This window comes from Epilithonimonas sp. (assembly GCF_036780765.1).
GTDB lineage: Bacteria > Bacteroidota > Bacteroidia > Flavobacteriales > Weeksellaceae > Epilithonimonas.
Genome location: NZ_DAIQCG010000003.1, coordinates 74,194 through 95,677, shown reverse-complemented (window position 1 = coordinate 95,677; position 21,484 = coordinate 74,194). Strand labels below are relative to the sequence as shown.

Genomic DNA, 21,484 nt, shown 5'->3' with positions numbered 1-21,484 from the left:
TTTAAGATTCTGGCGCAAGTTCTACAACTAAACCTTCCAGTTCCATTGTTACAGGGATTTGGCATCCTAATCTGCTGTTAGGTTTCACATTATAAGCTTCATCCAACATTGCTTCTTCGTCTGGTAGCATTTCCGGAAGTGGAACATCCTCGCTCAAAACATAACATTGGCAAGAAGCGCACATCGCCATTCCGCCGCAGATTCCGATGGTTCCTTCTTCTGCTAACTCGTAAGCACGAACGATTTCCATCAAGCTCATCGCCATATCTGTTGGTGCGGGAATTGTGTGAGAAACGCCGTTTCTGTCTATGATTGTAATATTAACGTCTGACATTTTGCAAAGATAGTGAGTAGAATTTAGAAATTAGATTTTAGAAGTTAGATTTTGATTAATAGCCTAAAAATCTGTCACAAAAAAGGGAGGATTCGAAAATCCTCTCCTAATATTATGTTGAATTAAAGAAAAAAGTCTAATCTCTAATTTCTAAAATCTAACCTCTTATAATTAGTCAATAGATTTTACGACTGCTTTTTCAGCTTCTTTTCTAGTTCCATCAAAACCGTCAACACCGCTTACAGTTGTATATTTCAAAACGAATTTTTTACCTGGATTCATTCTATTATAAACACTTTGAACCATCATTGTTGCTTCGTGGAAACCGCAAAGAATTAATTTCAATTTTCCTGGATAGGTATTGATGTCGCCTATTGCGTAGATGCCATCAATATTGGTCTGATAATCCAAAGCATTATTGACTTTTATTGCATTTTTTTCAATTTCCAATCCCCATTCTGCCAGAGGCCCCAATTTCGGAGTTAGTCCGAATAATGGAATCAAATAATCCGTTTCGATTGTTGATTTTTCTCCATCTTTCTCGATTTCGATTCCTGTTAAAGTTTCTTCACCAATCAATCCTGTAACTTCTGCTGGTGTGATAAGGTTGATTTTTCCTTGATGTTTCAATTCCGTTACTTTTTCTACAGAATCCAAAGCGCCACGGAACTCATTTCGTCTATGTATCAAAGTGACATCAGCAGCCACATCTGCCAAGAAAACTGACCAATCCAAGGCAGAATCTCCACCGCCGGCAATCACAATTTTTTTGTCACGGAACATTTCTGGTTCTCTTACGAAATATTCAACACCTTTTTCTTCAAACTTATCGATGTTTACCAACTCTGGTTTTCTCGGGTCGAAACTTCCCAAACCACCGGCAATAGCAATAGCCTTACCTTTTACTTTTATACCACGACTTGTTGTGACTATGAAATCACCTTCTTCAGTTTTCTCATAACTTACAGCCTTTTGAGATAATGAAAATTGAGGTTCGAATTGTTTGATTTGCTCCATCAAATTATCCACTAAAACACCTGCATCCACACTTGGAAATCCAGGAATGTCAAAAATCGGTTTTTTAGGATATAGTTCTGTCAATTGTCCTCCCGGTTGTGGAAGAGCATCTATCAAATGACATCTTAATTTTAATAATCCAGCTTCGAAAACGGTAAAAAGTCCGGTTGGTCCCGCACCTATTATAATGATATCTGTTTCAAACATTTAAATAAATTTTGGAATTGCAAATTTAAACATTAAATCTGACTTTAGAATGATTCTAAAGTATGATATTGGTTAGAGATTTGAATTATATTTGTAAAAAATTAATTTATGCCAGAAAAAATTTATTCTCTTAAAATTTTTAAATCTGTATTTTTTGCCATTTCAACAATCTGTTCAATTCCAGCAATTGCTCAAGTTGTGCCCGAAAATACCAGATTTGTTCAACTTAATACGCTAAAAGGAAGCAGGCTTTCCCTGATAGAAAGTACAGATAATTTTGTTTATCACGTCGGCACAATAAACTCATCAGAAGTTGGTTTAGATAATCTTTCTGCTACCAATGTAGGTTTAGATGATCTTTTTATTCTGAAGTCCACAGCTTCTATTGGAACTAATTCTTGGTTTAAAACATTTAATGCAGGAGTTGCGGGGAAGATTAGCCCTAAAACCATTTTTGTAGATGCGAATGAAAATGTGTATGTTTTCGCTCAATTTCAAGGCAGTGTGAAAGTAGGTAACAAAACCATTACTTCTTCTGCCGCAACAGATTCTTTTTTGATGAAAATCGATGCGTTAGGTACTGCGCAATGGATATCATATTTGCCAGAAGGAAATAGTACATATAATAACACTATACCCAAATCAAAATGCATTACTAGTGGAACTGATACTTTTCTAATTTATGGCGGAAATCATTTGCTGAGGCTTAATAATGCCAATGGAGAAGTGATCTACAATAATATTTATGATAATGTTGAATTAAAGTCTTTAGCGGTCAATGGTCAGGATTTGTATATTGCCGGTGCTACAATGACAGAAGGCGTCAATTTTCAAAATGAATTTATCGATGAAAGATTTGTTGGTTTCATTGTGAAAGGTGATAAAGAAGGAAATTTCAACGCATCGCTTAGAACATCGCAAAATATTTCTTTTCAAAGTTATTCTGACATTAGTGATATTGCTTTATCAGGTGATGGATCTTTGTTGGTAACTGGATTTTACACTAGAAATGCTGTAAATCTGATAACCGAAACCAGCTCATACACATTCACTTATAATCCGAATGACAGTTATAATAATATTAACCGACTTTATAATTACGTAGCGAAAGTTGATCTTAATCTTGGTGCTGTTTCTTTTTACAGATCCTCAAGTGCTATTAATCAAGAAGGGATTTATAACATAAGAACGGATCTAAGTTCTTCAAAATTGATTCCTTACGGAAATACTGGCAGTTTTAGACAAATAAATTATATCACGACTAGGACTTCAACTATTACAGAATATACAAACCCTAATGGAACGTCTACCTCATTAACACCTTTATCGGGTACACAAACTTATTCCGCACTATTATCATATAATAATTTGGGAGCATATTCATCCGGAGCACAGTTCACAAAATACGGTTTTAAAATAAGTGCTTCTGGTAACGGATATACCACAACAGAAAATAGTAATATTAGAGTTTTTAAAACTTCTCAGCATAATGCGGAAAATGATGCAATCTTTTGGACTAAAGAAAAAACCAATTCTATAGGAGGCAACTTCTCCAAGCAATTTCAAAAGCATCTGAATTCGGTAAAATCTGATATTTTCTTTACAGCTTTGGCAGAGGGAAAAGGTCAGTTTTTCAATAGTCAATTCGATAATGGACAAAATGTTTTTTCCAGATACATCTCTAGGCTAGGTGCGGATGGAACTGTGAAATGGACTGCAAAATTTGAATCTTCTGGAACAAGTAATCTGGAGAATGTTTCTCAAAATTTTGCAACAACAGATAAAGATGATAATTTCTATGTTCTTTGTGATAAGCCTTCCCAAAATTCAAATTTCATTGATGGTACTGGAGCTATAATTAGTTTCACAAAGAATTTTATGGATGGAAAAGTACTTATCAAACTTAATAAAGACGGACAATATATTTGGGGTAAAGAAATAGGTAATACCAATTACACAGCATTGATAACAGATTCGTCAAACAACATTTATGTTACTGGCAGTACAGGAAATCTATATTTAGATGGTCAAAGTTATAACGGCACGACGAACGCCATGCATATTTTAAAATTTGACACAACAGGCAATCTTGTTTATGGCAAATTTCTTCCAAATAATATCACATATTATTCTATCACACCTATTTTAGATGCTCAAAGTAATCTGTATATTTTTACCGAGCCATCAAACAGTTCTGGATTAGACTATACCTTCGGAAATATAACTGTGCCAACCAATGAATCCCACACGGATTTGCTAATGTTGAAATTTGATAACATCGGTAACGCGGTTTTTGGAAAAAACTTCTTTGCTAATTCTTCGGATTATAAATACGCTTGGTCCAATGATGTCGCTTTTGACGGACAGGATTTCATTATGATGGGAAATATCTTAGGCGATGTAAATGACCCTACTTATACAGGTCTAAACCTCGTAAATATTCCAAAAAAATATCCATCGTCAACATATTCACCTTTTCTTGCGAAAATAAAAACAGATGGTACAGCAATCTGGCAGAAAGTTTTGGAGTCCAACAATAGTAACGCTGGAAACTACACCAATATAGCATTGGATGACAATAAAAATATCTATATGTATTACTCTGTAAAGGATAAAGTTGATATTAGTGGTACGGAATATTCTTTCGATTCTGTAAACGGAAACAAAATTTTCATAAAATTAAATACAAGCGGAGAATTAGTTTACTATAGAACTGTAGATAAAGGAATGTTTGCATATTCCTTGGTTGATGTTATTGATAATGATAAAATCAATTTGTCAGGTTTCAGTCATGAGAACAATTTTCTCAATTATAAAATAAATAATAATAATGCAACAAATTTATATGTAGCTACCTTCGGAACTTTGGATCAAAAATATTTAACACCGCAAAGCAATTATTCATTATTATCCAATACATCAATTTCCAATAATCCTGCAAACGCCAATTCTTTTGAATTTGATTTAGTTAATAATGTTAATTGGATTGCAACGAGCGATCAAACTTGGTTAGGATTATCTTTTTCAAAAGTGGCAGAGGGAAAAAATAGCGTCAATACTATTTCTGGATATGGTGATGCTAAAATTATTTTAACTGCAGAAACCAATAATTCTGGAGTAGACAGATCTGCTAATGTTTTATTAAATAGTGATGGAGGAGTTGCTTCCAAAACAGTAGTCGTAACCCAATCAAGAGTGCTTGGTACTCAGGAATCAAAAACATTTGTCACTGTTATTTATCCAAACCCAACTTCTGATATTCTCAATATCCAAACAGAACAGAAAATTTCTAAAATAGAAATCTATGATACAACTGGAAAGTTATTAAAATCAAATTCTAAAGAAACAAATATTAATGTTTCTGAACTGATTAAAGGAATGTATTTGATTAAGATTTATACTGATCAAAGTATTATAAACTCTAAGTTTATCAAAAATTAAATTAATTAATAAAACAAAAAAAACGATTCAATTGAATCGCTTTTTTTATGCTCAAAATTTTAAAAATTCTTTTTATTACCAAATGATAAGATTAAAAAAAAATTAATTTGTAATTTTGCCCTTTCATCATTTGTGTTTTTAATTCCTGTGAATAGTCAATTATTCCAGGAATTTTTTTTATCCATTACGCTTGATAAGCGCCATATAAAATCCGTCATAACCTTCGCTAGGCATAATTTTCTCATCTTTAATCAAAGAAAAATCTGGATTATTGCTTAAGAATGTCTTTACCTGCTCATTGTTTTCTGAAGGCAGAATAGAACAAGTCGCATAAATCATTTGCCCGCCTTTTTTTAGAATTTTAGAATAATCTTGCAAGATCTGTTGCTGTTCCCCTTTGATTCTATCAATAAAATCTTGATCGATTTTCCATTTAGAATCCGGGTTTCTTTTCAAAACACCAAGACCAGAACAAGGCGCATCAATCAATAATCTGTCCGCTTTTTCGTGAAGTCTTTTGATAACTTTATTATCAGAAATTACTCTAGCTTCTATGTTGTGAGCTCCGGCTCTTTTTGCACGTCTTTTCAACTCGGCTAATTTCCATTCGTAGATGTCAAGGGCAATGATTTGACCTTTGTTTTTCATCAACGCCGCAAGATGTAAAGTTTTTCCACCAGCACCAGCACAAGCATCTACAACACGCATTCCTTCTTTAACATCCAATAATTCTCCAATTTTTTGTGAACTTGCATCCTGAACTTCAAACAATCCATCTTTGAAAGCAGAAGTTAAGAATACATTTTTCTTTTCTGCTAATTGTACAGCATCCGGATAATTCTTGATTGTGAAAGCTTCAACGTTTTCGTCATTCAAATCAGCAATCAGTTCTCTTGGTGTTGTTTTAAGAGAGTTAGTTCGCAAAACAGTTGGCGCTTGTTCATTAAGAGCCAGCATTTCTCTTTCCCAGTTTTTGCCCAATTCTTTTTCAAGAGTTTCGGCCAACCAATCAGGGATTGAATATTCGATGGCTTTTGTAGGAACTGTTCCTTTTTTTAGTTTTGTTAAAATGTCCGCAACTTTGATTCCGTCAAATTCTTCGAATTTTTTATAATGCGTTTTGCTCCAAAGAAGGTAAGCAATAATCATTTTATAAACGTTCGTTGGTTTCACGCCCTCACCCATATAATATTCCAAACGTTTTTTCCAACGGATGATATTATAGAAGATTTCAGAAACAACTTTTCTGTCTTCGCTGCCCCATTTTCTGTGAGATTTTAGAAGTCTTTCTATGACTTTGTCAGCATATTTTCTGTCTTCGAAAAATGTTTCCTGTAGCGAATCATGAATCCCGATTAACAGGTTACGATGTATTAGTTCCATTAAATTTTAATAAGCGTTATGAATGATTTTTAGATTCCCATTTTAGGATTTAACATTATTTGGAAACCTATTTTATCGATTTTGCAAAGTTACTCTTTTTAAGTTTATGAGAGAAGTGTAATTCTTGTCTTAAGCGAAGTGTTAATAAATGAGCTAGTATTAATTTTATATTAATTTTATCAATTTAGTTTAATTATTTTGTTTAACAATTTTGTCAAAAATTAAAATTGACATATTTTTGCACAAAATTGTTTAACAAAAATGTCAAAACAAGAAAAAAAAGATCAAACACAAGAGTTAATCAAAGAAACAACGAAGAATCTGTTCTTTGTTAAAGGGAAATTTGATGCGACAACTCAAGAGATTGCGGACGAAGCAGGCGTTAACAGAACACTGATTAACTATTACTTCCGGTCACGAGATAATCTAGTACAGATTGTTTTTGATGAAGCCCACAAAGTAGAAAAAGAGAAATCGGAAATCATTATGAGATCTGATATGCCTTTCAAAGAAAAAATTGCTCATTTCATTGATGGTAGTTTACAGACGAGTTTACAGTATCCTTATTTGGAAACATACATCGTTTCACAGATTAATAAAGGAAGTTGTCATAAAACAGATGTGGAGGAAGAAGACCTTAAAAATTTTTATAAAAATATCGAAAAAGAAATGGAATTGGGAAATTTGGCAAAAATGGAACCGATGCAATTCATTTTTAATATGATTTCGCTTTTGGTTTTTCCAAGTGCTGTAAGACCATTGTTTATGGAGAATATGATGATAACTGATGAAGAATTTGATCGGTTGATTTCTCAAAGAAAAGATATAATCCTTAATCTACTTTTTAAGAATTAATTAAAAACTGTTAAAGTATTTTTCAATTTCAATCGTCCCAAATAAGTAAAAGATTTTAAGAAAATAAAAGAACTATGAAAATTAACGATTCAATAAATTATGATAAATAACAAAATGATAAAGTGGAGAAAATTGGCTTTAGGTGTTTTGACTGTTACAGGATCCTTACTGTATTCTCAGCAGTCCATTACTCTGAAACAAGCCATAGAATATGCTTTGCAAAATAAGTCAGACGCACTGAAGGCAAAGTTAGATATTAGTGATGCAGATGCAAAAATTTTAGAAGCCAGAGCGGGAGCACTTCCAAAAGTTAATGGAACAGCTAATCTTACATATAACCCGATTATCCAAGAGGTTTCTCTTGCTGGTCAGACTTTTAAAATGGGACAACCTTGGGTTGCGGTTGCGGGAGTACAGGTTACTCAAGCAATTTTCAATCAACAGGTATTTGTAGGTTTAAAAGCTGCAAAATCAACTAAGGAATTTTATCAGTTGAACGCAGATCTTACTGACGAGCAAATTATCGAGAGAGTTTCTAATGCTTATTTCCAGGTTTTTACAGCTCGGGAAAAGAAAACCACTCTGGAGAGCAGTTTCGCAAGTACAGAAAAAGTAAGAAATGTAATCAAGAGTTTGTTTGATAACGGTTTATCTAAAAAAATTGATTTGGATAGAACGAATGTAAATCTTACAAATATTGAAACGAACATTAAGCAGAGCAACAACGGCATTGCTCAGGCGGAAAATGCGCTTAAGTTCTATATGGGAATGCCAATCCAGACTGAGATTCAATTGGTTCAACAAGATATGGAAGTAACGCCACATCTTTTGGAAGATATGATAAGTACGGATAACAGAACAGAGGTGAAAGTTCTTTTAAAGAATAAAGAACTTCTTGAATATCAGAAGAAAGCTACAGAGGCTGCTTATTATCCAACTGTTAATTTAACTGCAAATTATAACTGGCAAGGTATGGGAGAAAAATTCCCATTAACAAATGGAAGTTCTCAAGGTGTAATGTGGTCAGATTATTCAGCAATAGGTTTAGCTATTAATGTCCCAATTTTTAATGGATTTGCAACGAAAGCGAAAGTTCAGCAAAACCAAATTGAGATTGATAAGCTAGAAGCTGACTTGAAAGATACAAAACTAGGATTGGATCAAGCATATCAAAACGCTAAATCTCAAATCGAAAATAGTTTAGCATCTATCGAAAACCAAAAAGCAAATGTTGAATTAGCAGAAAGTGTTTTAGCAGATACAAAAAGTAATTACCAATACGGTTTAGCAACATTGACGGATTTGCTTGATGCAGAAAACTCTTTAGTTCAAGCTAAAAATAATTATACTACTGCAGTTCTTGATTACAAAATCGCTGAAGTACAGTACTATAAATCAAAAGGAGAACTTAAAACTTATTTAAAATAAACTATCAAAAATAACAGTTATAAAATGAAAAAAACTTTAATATATATCATCGTAGCGGCTGTCCTAATTGGTTTAGCAGCTTGGAAAATTGCCGACAATAAGAAGAAGCAGGAAACTGAAGTTAAAGAAGTGGCAAAGCAGGTTGACAAAATCAATGTGAATGTGGTAACGGTTTCCAGACAAGATATTGATACGGATTATTCGGCAAACGGAACATTCATCCCAAAGCAGGAGTCCAAGCAATCTTCAGAAATTTCTGGTCGTATTGTGAACGTTTTGGTAAAAGAAGGTTCTAGAGTTGGAGCAGGACAAGTTTTGGCAACCATCAAAAGAGATGCAATAGAAGTGGATGTAACTCAAGCTCAGAATAATCTGCAGAATGCCATTATTGATAACCAGCGTTATGAGAATGCTTACAAAACTGGAGGTGTGACCAAACAACAACTTGATAACTCAAGATTACAACTTAAAAATGCACAATCAGCATTAAGAGCACAAGGTGTAAGAGTAAACGATACCAGTGTGAGAGCAGGAATCAGTGGAACGATTAATAAGAAAATGGTGGAACCGGGAATGGTGGTTTCTCCTGGAACAGCCCTGTTTGAAATCGTTAATATCAATTCTTTGAAATTGTCTGTTTTGGTAGACGAAAGTCAAGTTGGTAGAATCCAGTTAGGACAAGAAGTAAAAATCAATGTTAATGTTTTGCCTGAGGATTCTTTCAGCGGTAGAATTACTTTTATTGCTCCAAAAAGTGATGCTTCTCTCAACTTCCCTGTAGAAGTAGAAGTGTCCAATAATGGTAAATTGAAAGCTGGTATGTACGCGACTGCAGTATTCAAAACCAATCACGGTGCGGAAACTCAAAATATGTTGACTGTTCCAGCAGAAGCATTCGTGAATGGTGTTAGTTCAGGACAATTATTTGTGGTGAATAACGGAACAGCAAAATTAATTAAAGTTCAAACCGGAAAAGTTTACGGAGATAAAGTTCAAATTCTAAGCGGACTGAATGGCGGTGAACAAGTTATAACAAGTGGACAAATCAATCTAGATAACGGTTCAAAAATCAACATCGTAAAGTAGTAGAAGATGAAGTTAGCAGAAATAGCCATTAAAAGACCTTCGCTCGTTATCGTATTATTTACGATTCTGACGCTAGGAGGTTTGTTGAGTTACTCTATGATGGGGTACGAGTTGATTCCGAAGTTTGAAACCAATATGGTAACAATTTCTACGGTTTATCCGGGAGCTTCGCCTGCAGAGGTGGAAACGTCGGTTACCAGAAAGATTGAAGATGCAGTTGGATCTTTGGAAAACGTTAAAAAAGTAGAATCTTCTTCTTACGAGAGTTTATCGGTTATTATGGTTCAGCTGAATACTGGTGCCGATGTAAACTACGCTTTGAATGATGCACAAAGAAAAGTGAATGCCATCTTGGCAGATCTTCCGGATGATGCAGATCCGCCGTCGTTACAGAAATTCTCACTGGACGATCTCCCGATTATGACGTTGAGTATCTCCAGTAACAAATTGAATAACAAAGATCTTTATGATCTTTTGGATAAAAAAATAGAACCCATCTTTTCCCGTGTAAACGGTGTGGCTCAGGTTGATCTTGTTGGTGGGCAGGAGAGAGAGATTCAGGTTAGTTTGGATGAAAAGAAAATGCAGGGTTACGGTCTTGCGATTGCAGATGTACAGCAAGCGATTCTTTCTTCAAACTTAGATTTCCCGACAGGAGCTTTGAAAACGAGAACTTCGCGTTCTACCATCAGACTTTCTGGGAAATATAGAGATGTGGCAGAAATGAACAATTTGGTGGTTTCCAACAAAGATGGAGCACAAGTTCGTTTGTCGGATATTGCAACGGTTTTCGATACTCAGAAAGATGTCGAGAAAGTAGCACGATACAATCAGAATTCTACCATTTTGATGCAGATCAAAAAACAGTCAGATGCTAATGCAGTATCCGTTTCAGAATTAGTACAAAAGACAATTGCTCAGGTTGAAGGTAATTATAAAGCTCAGGACATCAAGGTCAATATCGTAGATGATACAACAAACTTTACCCTTGAAGCAGCAGATCACGTAATCTTCGATTTATTCTTGGCGATTATTCTCGTAGCTGTGGTAATGTTATTGTTCCTTCACAACATTAGAAATGCCTTCATCGTAATGGTTTCTATTCCGGTATCGTTGATTGCAACAGTAATCGGAATGTATCTGATGGGATATACCCTGAACTTGATGAGTTTATTAGGACTTTCGCTCGTGGTAGGTATTCTTGTGGATGATGCGATTGTAGTTTTGGAGAACGTTTACCGTCACATGGAGATGGGGAAAAGCAGAATCCGTGCGGCGTATGATGGAGCATCAGAAATTGGATTTACAGTAACAGCAATTACAATGGTAATTGTGGTGGTATTCTTACCAATTGCGATGAGTTCAGGTTTAGTTTCCGATATTCTGGCACAGTTCTGTGTGACTGTAGTTATCGCAACAATGTTTTCTTTATTAGCATCATTTACCATTATTCCTTGGTTGTCATCAAGATTTGGTAAACTGGTTCATTTGACTGGGAAAAATCCTTTTGAGAAATTCATCCTTTGGTTTGAAAAACAATTAGATAAATTCACGCATTGGATTTCTGATATCCTAGAATGGTCCCTTAAAACAGGAATGAGAAGAATAATGGTAGTTGTAGTAACATTTGTTATTTTGATTGCATCATTTATGTTAGTTGCATTCGGGTTTATTGGAGGAGAGTTCTTCCCAAAAATGGACAGAGGACAGTTCCTTGTTCAGATGGAATTACCAAAAGATGCTTCGGTAGAGAAAACAAATCAAGTAACATTGGCTGTTGAAAAATATCTGAGAGATGATAAAGATGTAGTGGATATGATTACAACAGTTGGTCAGCAATCATCAGGTTTTGGTGGTGCTCAGGCTACTTTGTACCAATCAGAAATTCAGGTAATCTTAGTTGATAAATCTGAGCGTAACGAAAGTACGGATATCAAATCAGCTAAAATCAAGAGAGCTTTAGAGGAGAAATTCACCGGAGTGGAGTTCAAAACAGCACCAATTGGATTGATGGGAGCAGATAACGCACCAATCGAAATGGTGGTAACGGCTCAGGATAACGAAACAGCAAATAAAGAAGCAAACAGAATTCTGGAATTATTGAAAAAAGTTCCTGGTTCTGTAGATGCAGAATTGTCAACTGACTCTGGAAGCCCAGAAGTTCAGGTGAATATCGACAGAGATAAAATGGCTTCTTTAGGTTTAAATCTTTCCAGTGTAGGACAAACAATGCAGACAGCATTCAGTGGAAATACAGATGGGAAATTCAGAGCCGGAGAATATGAATATGACATCAACATCCGTTTTGGTGATGCCAACAGACAGTCTATTGATGATGTTAGAAACTTGATGTTTACAAATCCTAGAGGTGAACAAATCAGATTAAGTCAATTCGCTGAAGTGAAAATGGGATCTGGACCAAGTTTGTTGGAACGTAGAGACAAAGCACCTTCTGTAAAAGTAAAATCTAAAGTTGTAGGTCGTCCTGTGGGTGATGTAGCCAACGAATGGGCAGCGCAGTTTATGGATAACGAAAAAACAAAACCAGCTGGTGTAAGCTACATTTGGAGTGGTGATATGGAAAACCAGACCGAAGGTTTCGGTACTTTAGGAATCGCATTATTGGCGGCTATCGTATTGGTTTATTTGGTAATGGTATCATTATATGACTCGTTTGTTTATCCGTTTGTGGTATTATTCTCAATTCCGTTGGCATTGATCGGGGTAATGGTGATCCTGGCAATTACAGGAAACTCATTAAACATCTTTACGATGCTCGGTATGATTATGTTGATTGGTTTGGTAGCGAAGAATGCGATTATGATTGTCGATTTTGCTAATATGAGAAAAGCCGCTGGAGCTACCACGCACGACGCTTTGATTCAGGCAAACCACGCTCGTCTTCGTCCGATCTTGATGACAACCATTGCGATGATCTTCGGTATGATCCCGATTGCGATTGCAAAAGGAGCCGGAGCAGAGATGAACAACGGACTAGCTTGGGTAATTATCGGTGGTTTGACATCGTCATTATTCCTGACTTTGATTATTGTACCAGTTGTTTATTCGTTATTCGATTCTTTGCTGAGAAGATTAGGTAAGGATGAAAAAGTAGATTATGACGCTGAAATGAAAGCTGAGTATGAACACAGAGAACTAAGTGAAGATGGTTATACACCGAAGCACGTAGATTAATCTCAATTTAATTAACCTTGAAACCGTATCAATTTTATTGATGCGGTTTTTTGTTTTTAAACAAAAAAAGACTCCCAGAAAAATCTGAAAGCTTTCAATATATTTTAAAATAAAAAGATTAATCTGCCATTGCCTCGCCAGACTTCCTATAAATGAAATTACCATAGATGTGTCTTCTTGCAAAACGACTTGGTGAATCTGAGTTAACCATTTTGATGTAAGTATTTCTTGGAACGCCAATGTATTCGAACATTTTTCCGTTCAAATGCTGCACTTTTAAAATTGATTTTTCAAGATAGAAATCGGTGATGATAGAGTTGGTGATAGTTTCCGTGTATTCTTCTTTATATTTTTCCTGAGTTTCTTCATTAATGCTCACTAGAAAATGATAGGCTTCTATCACAGATTTGCTTCTCTCTTCCGCTTCCTGTTTTCCAGCTTCATCATTGATGAATTTGTCCGGATGTGTTTCCTTCATCACATTTCTGTAGATGTTTTTAAGATCCTTCAAAGTTGCAGTTTTGTCAATGCCAAGAAGTTTTCTGTGTTCAGCAATTCGTTTCATAATATGATTCCTTATTTCGGAGTGCAAAATTAAGCTTTTAAAATTTATAAATCATAACTTATTCATTATTAATTTAATTCGCCTTTTTAGAAGGATTTCTGGATATTATTTTTGAAGGGTTTTAGCTAAAAATAACTTACTTTGTAATATGGTCTTCAAATCTTAAAAATGAAAAAAATAATTCCGAATAATGGTATATTTCCAAAAGTATTGGGATTATGTTTTATATTCCATTTTATTTTTATTACAGCTAATGACAAAAATGCAATCCATATCTCGCAAGAGCTCATTCGTAAAAATAAAATAGATTCGGCAATTGTTTACATCAATCAAAATATTTCGCAATCAAAATCATTAGTAACCAAAGCTTTATTATATGTTGAATTGGGAAATGCTTACAAACTAAACCATCAGTATGAAAAAGCTCCAGAGGCTTATCAAAATGCACTGAAGATTTTTTCTATGAAGAAACTTTTGCAGGAAGAGTTTTATGTTTATACTCATCTAGCAGAATTTTATAGATACCGCAGGCAAAACACGAGAGCCAAAGAGTATATTGACTTTTGTGATAAAATTCTGAAACGTGAAAAAATCAATGATTTTTATCGGTTAAAATTCTACAACAGAAAAGCAGCAATTTTTTCAGAAGACCCAAGCAATGAAGATAGTGTAATGTTTTATTCAAAAAAAGCATTGATATTATCTCAAAAACTTAATGATTCAGAAAATACATTGATTTCTTTGCTCGAAATCGCAAGAGTCTATGAGTACAGGAAGAATTATAGTAAAGCAATAAAACATTTGCAAAATATCGTTGTACTAGCCAAAGACAAAGGAGATATCCAAGTTCAATGTGATGCAATGGTGAATCTTTCTCGGAATTTGGATTTTATAAAAAATTATCAAGAATCTATAAAAGTTTCTTTAGAAGGTTTTGAAATTGCGACGGAGAACAAATTAAGCTATAACCAGCTCTTGTTTGCAGACAATCTTCAGGCGGCCTATAAAAAAGTGGGCGATTATAAACAAGCCTACAAATACCTCAGAATTAGGCTGCAACTAACAGAGGATTATTATCACAAACTCTATGATGATAAAGTTCTGGACTACGAAAAAAGATTTAAAAGTGCTGAAAGAGAAAAAGTTATAAACGACAGTAGAAAACTTTTGGAACTGCAGGGCGAACAAATCAAAAGGCAAAATCTGATTGGATATTTCATACTTTCCGGACTAATCACGATATTGATTTTTGCGATTATTCTCCTCAATTATGTTAAGATTATTAGAAAACAGAACAGAAAACTTAAATTTGTTTCGGAACAGAATGAGTTTTTGGTTGCTGAAACGCATCATAGAATTAATAATAATCTTCAGCTTGTGAGAATATTGATTGATAATGAGTTGAAAAAGAATTCTACTGATGATCTTAGCAACAGAAGAATCACTGCGAAAATCGATTCTTTGGGAATTTTGCACCGTCAATTGTATAATAACCACGACAAGAAAAACTTGAATCTGAAAAATTTCTTATTAGAAATTAAACAAAATCTTGATTTTCTGTTTGTTGAAAATCAGATCGAAGTTAAGTTTGATGTTAAGGATTTGGTGATTCCTGTTAGTAATGCGATGTACATCGGATTGCTGGTCACGGAGCTTTGTATGAATTCTATGAAGCACGCTTTTCCAAATCAGCATCATAAAAATATAGATCTGAAAATCGATACAGACGAAACTAAAGTCTATTTCCATTATGATGATAATGGCGAAGCGAAAAATGAAATCACGAAACTTAATCTCATAGAAAAACTCTGTCGCCAATTGAAAATAGAGTACAGAATCGATTTGGAAAATGGGTTTAAGTTTAGTTTTAATATGAAATTGTAGGTTGTGAATTTTATCAAAATTTTAATCGCAGAAGACGAGGTTTTAATCGCCGATTATATCAAAGAAATATTGGAGAATAATGGCTGTAAAAATGTTTTTATGGCACATTCCGTTTCAGAAACTCAGGAGAAAATGAAAACTTTGCAACCAGATGTTGTTCTAATGGATATCAATCTGGAAGGTCATTTTGAAGGTATAAAACTATGTAAAGAAAAAAATGAAGAAACATCTGTTATTTTCATCACTGGACAAACCGATTCTAAAATGGTGGAAAATGCACTTGCTACCACGCCAGAATCTTATCTTACCAAACCAATTAGAGAAGTGGATTTACTCACTGCGATAAAAATTATCATCCAGAAAAAACAAAAGCAATATGTTTTTGTGAAAGATGGTTATAGTGATATTAAATTAAAATTAGCCGACATTGTGTACATCCAATCGGATCGAAATTATCTGGATATTATCACTACAAATTCTAAATTCACCATTAGAAATACGTTGCTGGAGTTTTCTAAGTTGTTACCTTCATCTTTTAAACAAATCCACCGTTCGATTTTTATAAACTCTGCTTTTTTGGAAAAAATATCATCCGATGAAGTGGTTGTAAACAGCTTTAAATTGCCACTTTCTAGGAATTTCAGACAAAATTTATAGTCAATTTTTACATTCATATACAAAGTTCTGCATTTCGTCCCAGTTTAATATTATGTTAAATCGCGGTCGTTATTTTTGCACCATTAATTAGGAAAATAAACGACTATGAAAAACTTTATCAATTTGTTTTGTTTGTCTGTGGCATTGTCATTAGTGTCTATGTTATCGGCACAAACTATATTGGTCCAAAATGTAAATGGGCCATATGATATAATCGCAAATCAACAAGGAGATTTGTATATAAGTGATACAGCAAGTAACAGGATTATAAAAACAAATTCCGAAGGAACCAATCAAGAGGTTATTAAAACATTTGAAAGTAATGTTTTTGGAATTTTAATCAGTAATGATAAATTGTTTGCGCTAACTGGAGGAAACCTTGTAAAAATGGATCTTGATGGTAGTAACCTTGAAACTGTAGCACCAGCAGCTAAAGCTTATTACATTGCGTCAGGCAATGATGGTTATATCTATTTTCCAACTACAAGTAATAAAAATGTCACAAAAGTAAAAGAGGACGGAACAGATCTTTCTACCATTGTAACAGACCAATACAATCCAATGGGAATTACTTACGATCCAAATTTAGATGTATTGTACTTTTCAGATGGTGGTTTTGTTTATTCAATTGACAGAGACGGGAGTAATAAAAATATAATCGCATCAGGGTTTAATAATCCACATAATTTGAGATTAGACTCATCTGGAAATATCTATATTGCTGATACAAGTAATAACTGGATTAGAAAAATATCTTCAGATAGAAAAACAGTGATGACATTTCCAAACACAACCTTGAATGCTCCAACATCTACATTTGTAACGAAGAACGGAAGAATTTTAGTTGCTGATACTTGGGGCTCAAAAATCCGGTATATCAGTGCGCCTGCAGCAACTTCTCTTAATTTTGATGGCATAAACGATCAAATCTCAGGAACAAATCTTTCTTTGCCACAAGGTTCAAAAGAAAGAACAATAGAAGCTATGATAAAAGTACCATCCGTAACAACAAGTCCATACGCCTCTTCTTCAATTTTCAATTATGGAGCATACTCTAATTCCAAAAGATTTTGTTTAATGCTTTCTTACGGTTATTTAGCTTTTATTGGAGAAAATAATGACGTAACAAGTTCATATTATTTGCGAGATGACCAATGGCATCATGTGGCCGTAACTTTTAAAAATAATACCTTAAAATTATATCTAGATGGCGAATTGGTAAAGACTTCAATTTTGAATAATCTTAATACAACAGGAACTTCATTTCTTATTGGGGCAAGCCAAAGGAATGTTATTGATGAACTTTTCGAAGGTGACATAGATGAGGTTCGTGTTTGGAACAAAGCTCTCAGCCAAAACGAATTGAAAAATAATAAAAGCTGTGAAGTTGCCAATACAGTTTCTCAGGATGGATTGGTGAGTTATTTCAAACTCAACCAAGGAAACAATGAAGCTGACAATACATCAGTAGTAACTGCCTTGGATGAAACAGGAAACAGTACTTCTGCTGTTCTAAATAATTTTGCTTTGACAGGAACCAAGTCCAATTGGTTGTTGGCTTCTCCAATTGTAACAGGCAATTCTTGTCCGCAATATGTTTCGCCACTTTCTTGTGCAACAGTAACAGTGCCTTCTAATGGAATAGCTCCAAATGGAAATCCTACTGTGAGTTGGTTAGCAGTAAACGGAGCGACCAGTTACAAAGTTTTCGTAGGAAAATCCTCTAAAAAATATGATTTAATATCTGAGTACGTCACATCTACAACTTATCAATTACAAGGTTTAGAGGAAAATACCACCTATTTTGTAAAAATTGTTCCGGATAGTGCTACCGAAACAGCTACTGATTGTGCAGAATATTCTTTTACAACAGGTTCATTCTTGTCAATAAATGATTTGAATAAAAAACAGATTAGCATTTATCCAAATCCATTTACAGATTTTGTTAATATATCGAACTTAGATTCTGTTGCATCAATTTCTATCGGTGATAGCTCAGGAAAACTGGTCAAAACTTTAAAGCCTGAAAAATTATTAATACTATCTTCTTTATCAAAAGGCTTTTATATTATCAATTTAAAAATGATAGATGGAACTACAAAATCCTTCAAAGTCATCAAAAAATAAAACATAACCATAAAAACACAAATTTTGAAATGAGGCAGCCTACGGGTTGTCTCTTTTTTTCATTAGTAGATGGTAATTGTGTTAAGAAAGAAAATCTTATCTTTGAAATGTAATTTTTATAAAAATGAAAAAACTTTTTTTTACATCCATATTAGCTTTAACTGTTGTTTCTTGTACCAGTAGGGTAGGAAACGCATCCAAAGTGGGAAAGATTCAGGCAGCAGTTACTGGGACGCAATGGGTTTTGGCAGATGATGTTACCAATAAACCAACTTTGCAAATTGAGCAAAACAGAATATCTGGTAATGCAGGCTGTAACAATTATTTTTCCGATGTAACAGTTGATACTTCTGCGGGAAATTTCTCTGCGAAAAACATTGGCTCTACGAGAAAAATTTGTAACAATATGACTACAGAAAACAGTTATCTTGGTGTTTTGAAAGAGGTGAACAAGTACGTAGTAACAGAAACTACATTAGAATTGTATAAAGACAATCTGTTATTATTGAAATTCAATAAGCAACAATAATCTAAAATATTAAACACAAAAAAGGAACTCAAATTTGAGTTCCTTTTTTATTATTCTTCGTCTTCCTCGTCGTCGTATTTAGCAAGTTCTTCATCACACCATTTGAAGGCTTCTTCTACAACTTTCGTAGCTTCCGTAGCTACAGTTTCTTCATCATCTCCTTCCAAATCGTCTAACCATTCTACATCCTCTTCTTCTACGTTAAGGATGAAACGCGGGTACTCTGTGTGTACTACAAAAAGATCTTCTGGAAAATCAGAATTGTCGGCTAATAAAAACTTAGGTAATTTCATATGCAAAAATTTATTGTTTTTCTAAAGTCATATGTGATCGCTTTGGCGATTTCATAATATAAAATTTTAAACTAAATCAGAGTATTTGTGACTATCACTCTATGGCTCAAAGATAGAAAAATTCCCGAAAACTACTATTGATAATTATTTTTTTTGATATTGATTTTCTTTTCTACCTTATATCTGGTTAATGTATTATTTTTCAGAGTGTCAGACGGTTTGAAGGTGATGTAGATTCGAGGATTTACGGTACTTATCAACTCGGCAGTTTGTCCGTCATTATCCATTTGATCTTTCATGAAGAACTTCAACTCTTTGTCCATCATTGTTTCGCTCTTTAAAAACTCGGTAATCGCTTTTCTATTTTCAAGATAATTGCCTTTTGATAACCAACTGAATACAAATCCCGTCGCCAAACTCAGAAAAGCAATTGCGTAAGTCGCATCATCAAATATTTGAAATATTTTTCTGAAGAAAACCATCCAAATCCCGATAGAAAAAGGCGCCAATAAACGATAATCTATAGCGTTCACGGAATAAACATATTGGATGAAATAGGATAAAACAATGGTGACTAAAGATATAATCAGAATGAATTTTTCTGTCTCGGAAAGCTTGGTTTTTACAAAAAGAAAAACCATTACAACAATCGTTAACAGACCGATTCCGTATATTCCGTAGTTGATAATTCCGCCATTAGGATCTGCAATATGGATGAAGGGATTGAAGGTGGTTGTCAGCCCTTGGAATAATTCTAATAGTAATTTAGGCGTAGATTTGAGACCGATTTCTAAAAACGAATTGATATAATCTTTGTTAAAATAATCAATAAAAGTTATTTTGTAAAGTCCATAAAAACCAACACCAAAAAAACCTGAAATTGCAAATGATTTCCAGTAATGTTTTCCGATTTTCATCAATCCAAATACAAGACTTCCGACGCAAAAAAACAAAGCACTGTAACGGATATTAAGCAACAGAATCAAAACCAGAGTAAGATAAAAAATGCCTTGCGTTTGGCTGATTTTGTTTTTGATTATTTGATGCGCTGTGAAGAAAAATAGTATGACAAAAGGTAGAGTTAAAGCTTCAGACATCGTATAAGAAAAAATACTCACAAAGCTGAATAACGCTGAAGAAATTATCAATTCTTTGAAGAAAAATTTCCTCTTATAAGCAAAAATTAAAATGAAAGTATAAGCTAATAGCCCCACTAGTTTGCTGCTCCAAAAATCATCTAAACCAAAGAGGGTGAAGAATTTTATAAATAAAGGATATCCCAAAGGCGCTGTTGTATTATCGATGATCGGAAACATCTCAGATTGTCTCAAATATCTTATAGAATCTGGACTCACACGACCTTTTTCATTCGATAAAAACCGAAAGATTATCATTATGTAAGTCAGGATAATCAGTAAAGTCTGAAGCGTTTTCTCGTATTTTGGATTTAGTTTTACAGATATCATAGTTTAAAAATAAAAAACTTTGTCAAATCAATATTAACAAAGTTATAAATCGTATTCGGAATTATTAATTTCTGATCAGTAATAATTTATTTTAAAAACATTTTAGATACTTTCTCAGCCTTTTTACTTTCAGAATAATCGTAGAAACCTTCACCAGATTTTACACCTTTTTTGCCAGCCATTACCATATTGACTAATAATGGATTGGGTGCATATTTAGGATTTTTGAAACCGTCATACATGACATTCAGGATTGCCAAACAAACATCCAATCCGATGAAATCTGCCAATTGCAAAGGTCCCATTGGATGAGCCATTCCCAGTTTCATCACGGTGTCAATTTCTTCTACGCCAGCAACGCCGTTGTAAAGTGTTTCGATAGCTTCATTAATCATTGGCATTAGGATTCTGTTGGCAACAAATCCTGGATAATCATTCACTTCTGTTGGAACTTTTCCTAACTGTTTGGACATCTCGAAAATGATATCAAAAGTCTCTTTCGACGTGGAGTAACCTTTGATGATTTCTACCAGTTTCATAATCGGAACTGGATTCATAAAGTGCATTCCAATCACTTTTTCCGGACGTTTTGTTGCTGCAGCAATCTGAGTAATAGAAATAGAAGAAGTGTTAGTCGCAAGAATACAGTTTTCCGGTGCCAACTCATCTATCTGATTAAATATTTTCAGCTTCAAATCCAGATTTTCTGTTGCCGCTTCTACTATCAAATCAGCATTTGGAGTGGCATCTTTTAAATCAGTGAATGTGGTAATGTTGCCAAGTGTATTAGCTTTTTCTTCCTCGGTCAAATTTCCTTTAGCGATAATTCTGTCAAGATTGGTGGTGATGGTTTTCAAAGCTCTGTCCAGATTGTCTTGTTTCACATCTACCAAACTCACTTGGAAACCGCTTTGAGCAAAGGTATGGGCAATGCCATTTCCCATAGTTCCGGCGCCTATTACAACAATGTTTTTCATATTTAATTTTTTTATTTCTGATTACGTGAACCTTTCGGTT

The 21,484-nt window shown here is 34.1% G+C and carries 16 protein-coding genes; 9 read left to right on the top strand and 7 right to left on the bottom strand.

Going from position 1 to position 21,484, the window contains the following annotated elements:
• Position 1 precedes the first annotated feature (1 nt).
• The gene (locus V7P73_RS06945) at positions 2-334 is read right to left on the bottom strand and encodes a 2Fe-2S iron-sulfur cluster-binding protein (protein WP_333852204.1); all 333 of its coding nucleotides are present in this window, start codon (positions 332-334) and stop codon (positions 2-4) included.
• A 171-nt stretch (positions 335-505) separates the two neighbouring features.
• Positions 506-1,558, bottom strand: coding sequence for an NAD(P)/FAD-dependent oxidoreductase (locus tag V7P73_RS06940; RefSeq protein ID WP_333852203.1), 1,053 nt, complete (start codon positions 1,556-1,558; stop codon positions 506-508).
• A 108-nt stretch (positions 1,559-1,666) separates the two neighbouring features.
• Between V7P73_RS06940 and V7P73_RS06935 the strand changes: the two genes are divergently transcribed.
• Entirely contained in the window at positions 1,667-4,999 is a 3,333-nt protein-coding gene (locus tag V7P73_RS06935; RefSeq protein WP_333852202.1) for a T9SS type A sorting domain-containing protein, read from the top strand.
• 177 nt (positions 5,000-5,176) lie between these two features.
• Here V7P73_RS06935 and V7P73_RS06930 read toward each other — a convergent pair whose 3' ends face one another.
• Positions 5,177-6,382 carry an RsmB/NOP family class I SAM-dependent RNA methyltransferase gene (locus V7P73_RS06930; protein ID WP_333852201.1) on the bottom strand — a complete coding sequence of 402 codons (1,206 nt, stop codon included), beginning with the start codon at positions 6,380-6,382 and terminating at the stop codon, positions 5,177-5,179.
• Between the two features lie 261 nt (positions 6,383-6,643).
• On the opposite strand from V7P73_RS06930, the gene V7P73_RS06925 reads away from it, so the two are divergent.
• From V7P73_RS06925 to V7P73_RS06910, 4 genes are all read left to right on the top strand, one after another.
• A complete protein-coding gene (locus tag V7P73_RS06925; RefSeq protein ID WP_333852200.1) occupies positions 6,644-7,237 on the top strand; it encodes a TetR/AcrR family transcriptional regulator in 594 nt (197 codons plus the stop codon).
• 114 nt (positions 7,238-7,351) lie between these two features.
• Positions 7,352-8,665 carry a TolC family protein gene (locus V7P73_RS06920; protein ID WP_333852199.1) on the top strand — a complete coding sequence of 438 codons (1,314 nt, stop codon included), beginning with the start codon at positions 7,352-7,354 and terminating at the stop codon, positions 8,663-8,665.
• Positions 8,666-8,689: 24 nt separating this feature from the next.
• Positions 8,690-9,751, top strand: a complete 1,062-nt coding sequence (locus V7P73_RS06915; RefSeq protein WP_333852198.1) for an efflux RND transporter periplasmic adaptor subunit — start codon at positions 8,690-8,692, stop codon at positions 9,749-9,751.
• A 6-nt stretch (positions 9,752-9,757) separates the two neighbouring features.
• Complete coding sequence (locus tag V7P73_RS06910; protein WP_333852197.1) at positions 9,758-12,946, top strand: efflux RND transporter permease subunit; 3,189 nt, start codon at positions 9,758-9,760, stop codon at positions 12,944-12,946.
• Between the two features lie 118 nt (positions 12,947-13,064).
• On the opposite strand, the gene V7P73_RS06905 is transcribed toward V7P73_RS06910, so the two are convergent.
• Positions 13,065-13,511 (bottom strand): KTSC domain-containing protein, encoded by a 447-nt coding sequence (locus V7P73_RS06905; RefSeq protein ID WP_333852196.1) that lies wholly within the window; start codon positions 13,509-13,511, stop codon positions 13,065-13,067.
• 168 nt (positions 13,512-13,679) lie between these two features.
• Here V7P73_RS06905 and V7P73_RS06900 point away from each other — a divergent pair, with 168 nt between their 5' ends.
• The 4 genes from V7P73_RS06900 to V7P73_RS06885 all read left to right on the top strand — a co-directional run bounded on the left by V7P73_RS06900 (position 13,680) and on the right by V7P73_RS06885 (position 18,708).
• Positions 13,680-15,395: a tetratricopeptide repeat-containing sensor histidine kinase gene (locus V7P73_RS06900; RefSeq protein ID WP_333852195.1), complete on the top strand. Its 1,716-nt coding sequence runs from the start codon at positions 13,680-13,682 to the stop codon at positions 15,393-15,395.
• 3 nt (positions 15,396-15,398) lie between these two features.
• Positions 15,399-16,052 carry a LytR/AlgR family response regulator transcription factor gene (locus tag V7P73_RS06895; protein ID WP_333852194.1) on the top strand — a complete coding sequence of 218 codons (654 nt, stop codon included), beginning with the start codon at positions 15,399-15,401 and terminating at the stop codon, positions 16,050-16,052.
• A gap of 105 nt (positions 16,053-16,157) precedes the next feature.
• Positions 16,158-18,179: a LamG-like jellyroll fold domain-containing protein gene (locus V7P73_RS06890; RefSeq protein WP_333852193.1), complete on the top strand. Its 2,022-nt coding sequence runs from the start codon at positions 16,158-16,160 to the stop codon at positions 18,177-18,179.
• A gap of 124 nt (positions 18,180-18,303) precedes the next feature.
• Entirely contained in the window at positions 18,304-18,708 is a 405-nt protein-coding gene (locus V7P73_RS06885) for an META domain-containing protein (protein ID WP_333852192.1), read from the top strand.
• 50 nt (positions 18,709-18,758) lie between these two features.
• Here V7P73_RS06885 and V7P73_RS06880 read toward each other — a convergent pair whose 3' ends face one another.
• The 3 genes from V7P73_RS06880 to V7P73_RS06870 form a co-directional block, all read right to left on the bottom strand.
• A complete protein-coding gene (locus V7P73_RS06880) occupies positions 18,759-19,001 on the bottom strand; it encodes a hypothetical protein (protein ID WP_074236598.1) in 243 nt (80 codons plus the stop codon).
• 134 nt (positions 19,002-19,135) lie between these two features.
• On the bottom strand, positions 19,136-20,467 hold the full coding sequence (locus V7P73_RS06875) for a hypothetical protein (protein WP_333852191.1): 1,332 nt from the start codon (positions 20,465-20,467) through the stop codon (positions 19,136-19,138).
• 86 nt (positions 20,468-20,553) lie between these two features.
• Positions 20,554-21,444, bottom strand: coding sequence for a 3-hydroxyacyl-CoA dehydrogenase family protein (locus V7P73_RS06870; protein WP_333852190.1), 891 nt, complete (start codon positions 21,442-21,444; stop codon positions 20,554-20,556).
• Positions 21,445-21,484: the final 40 nt, after the last annotated feature.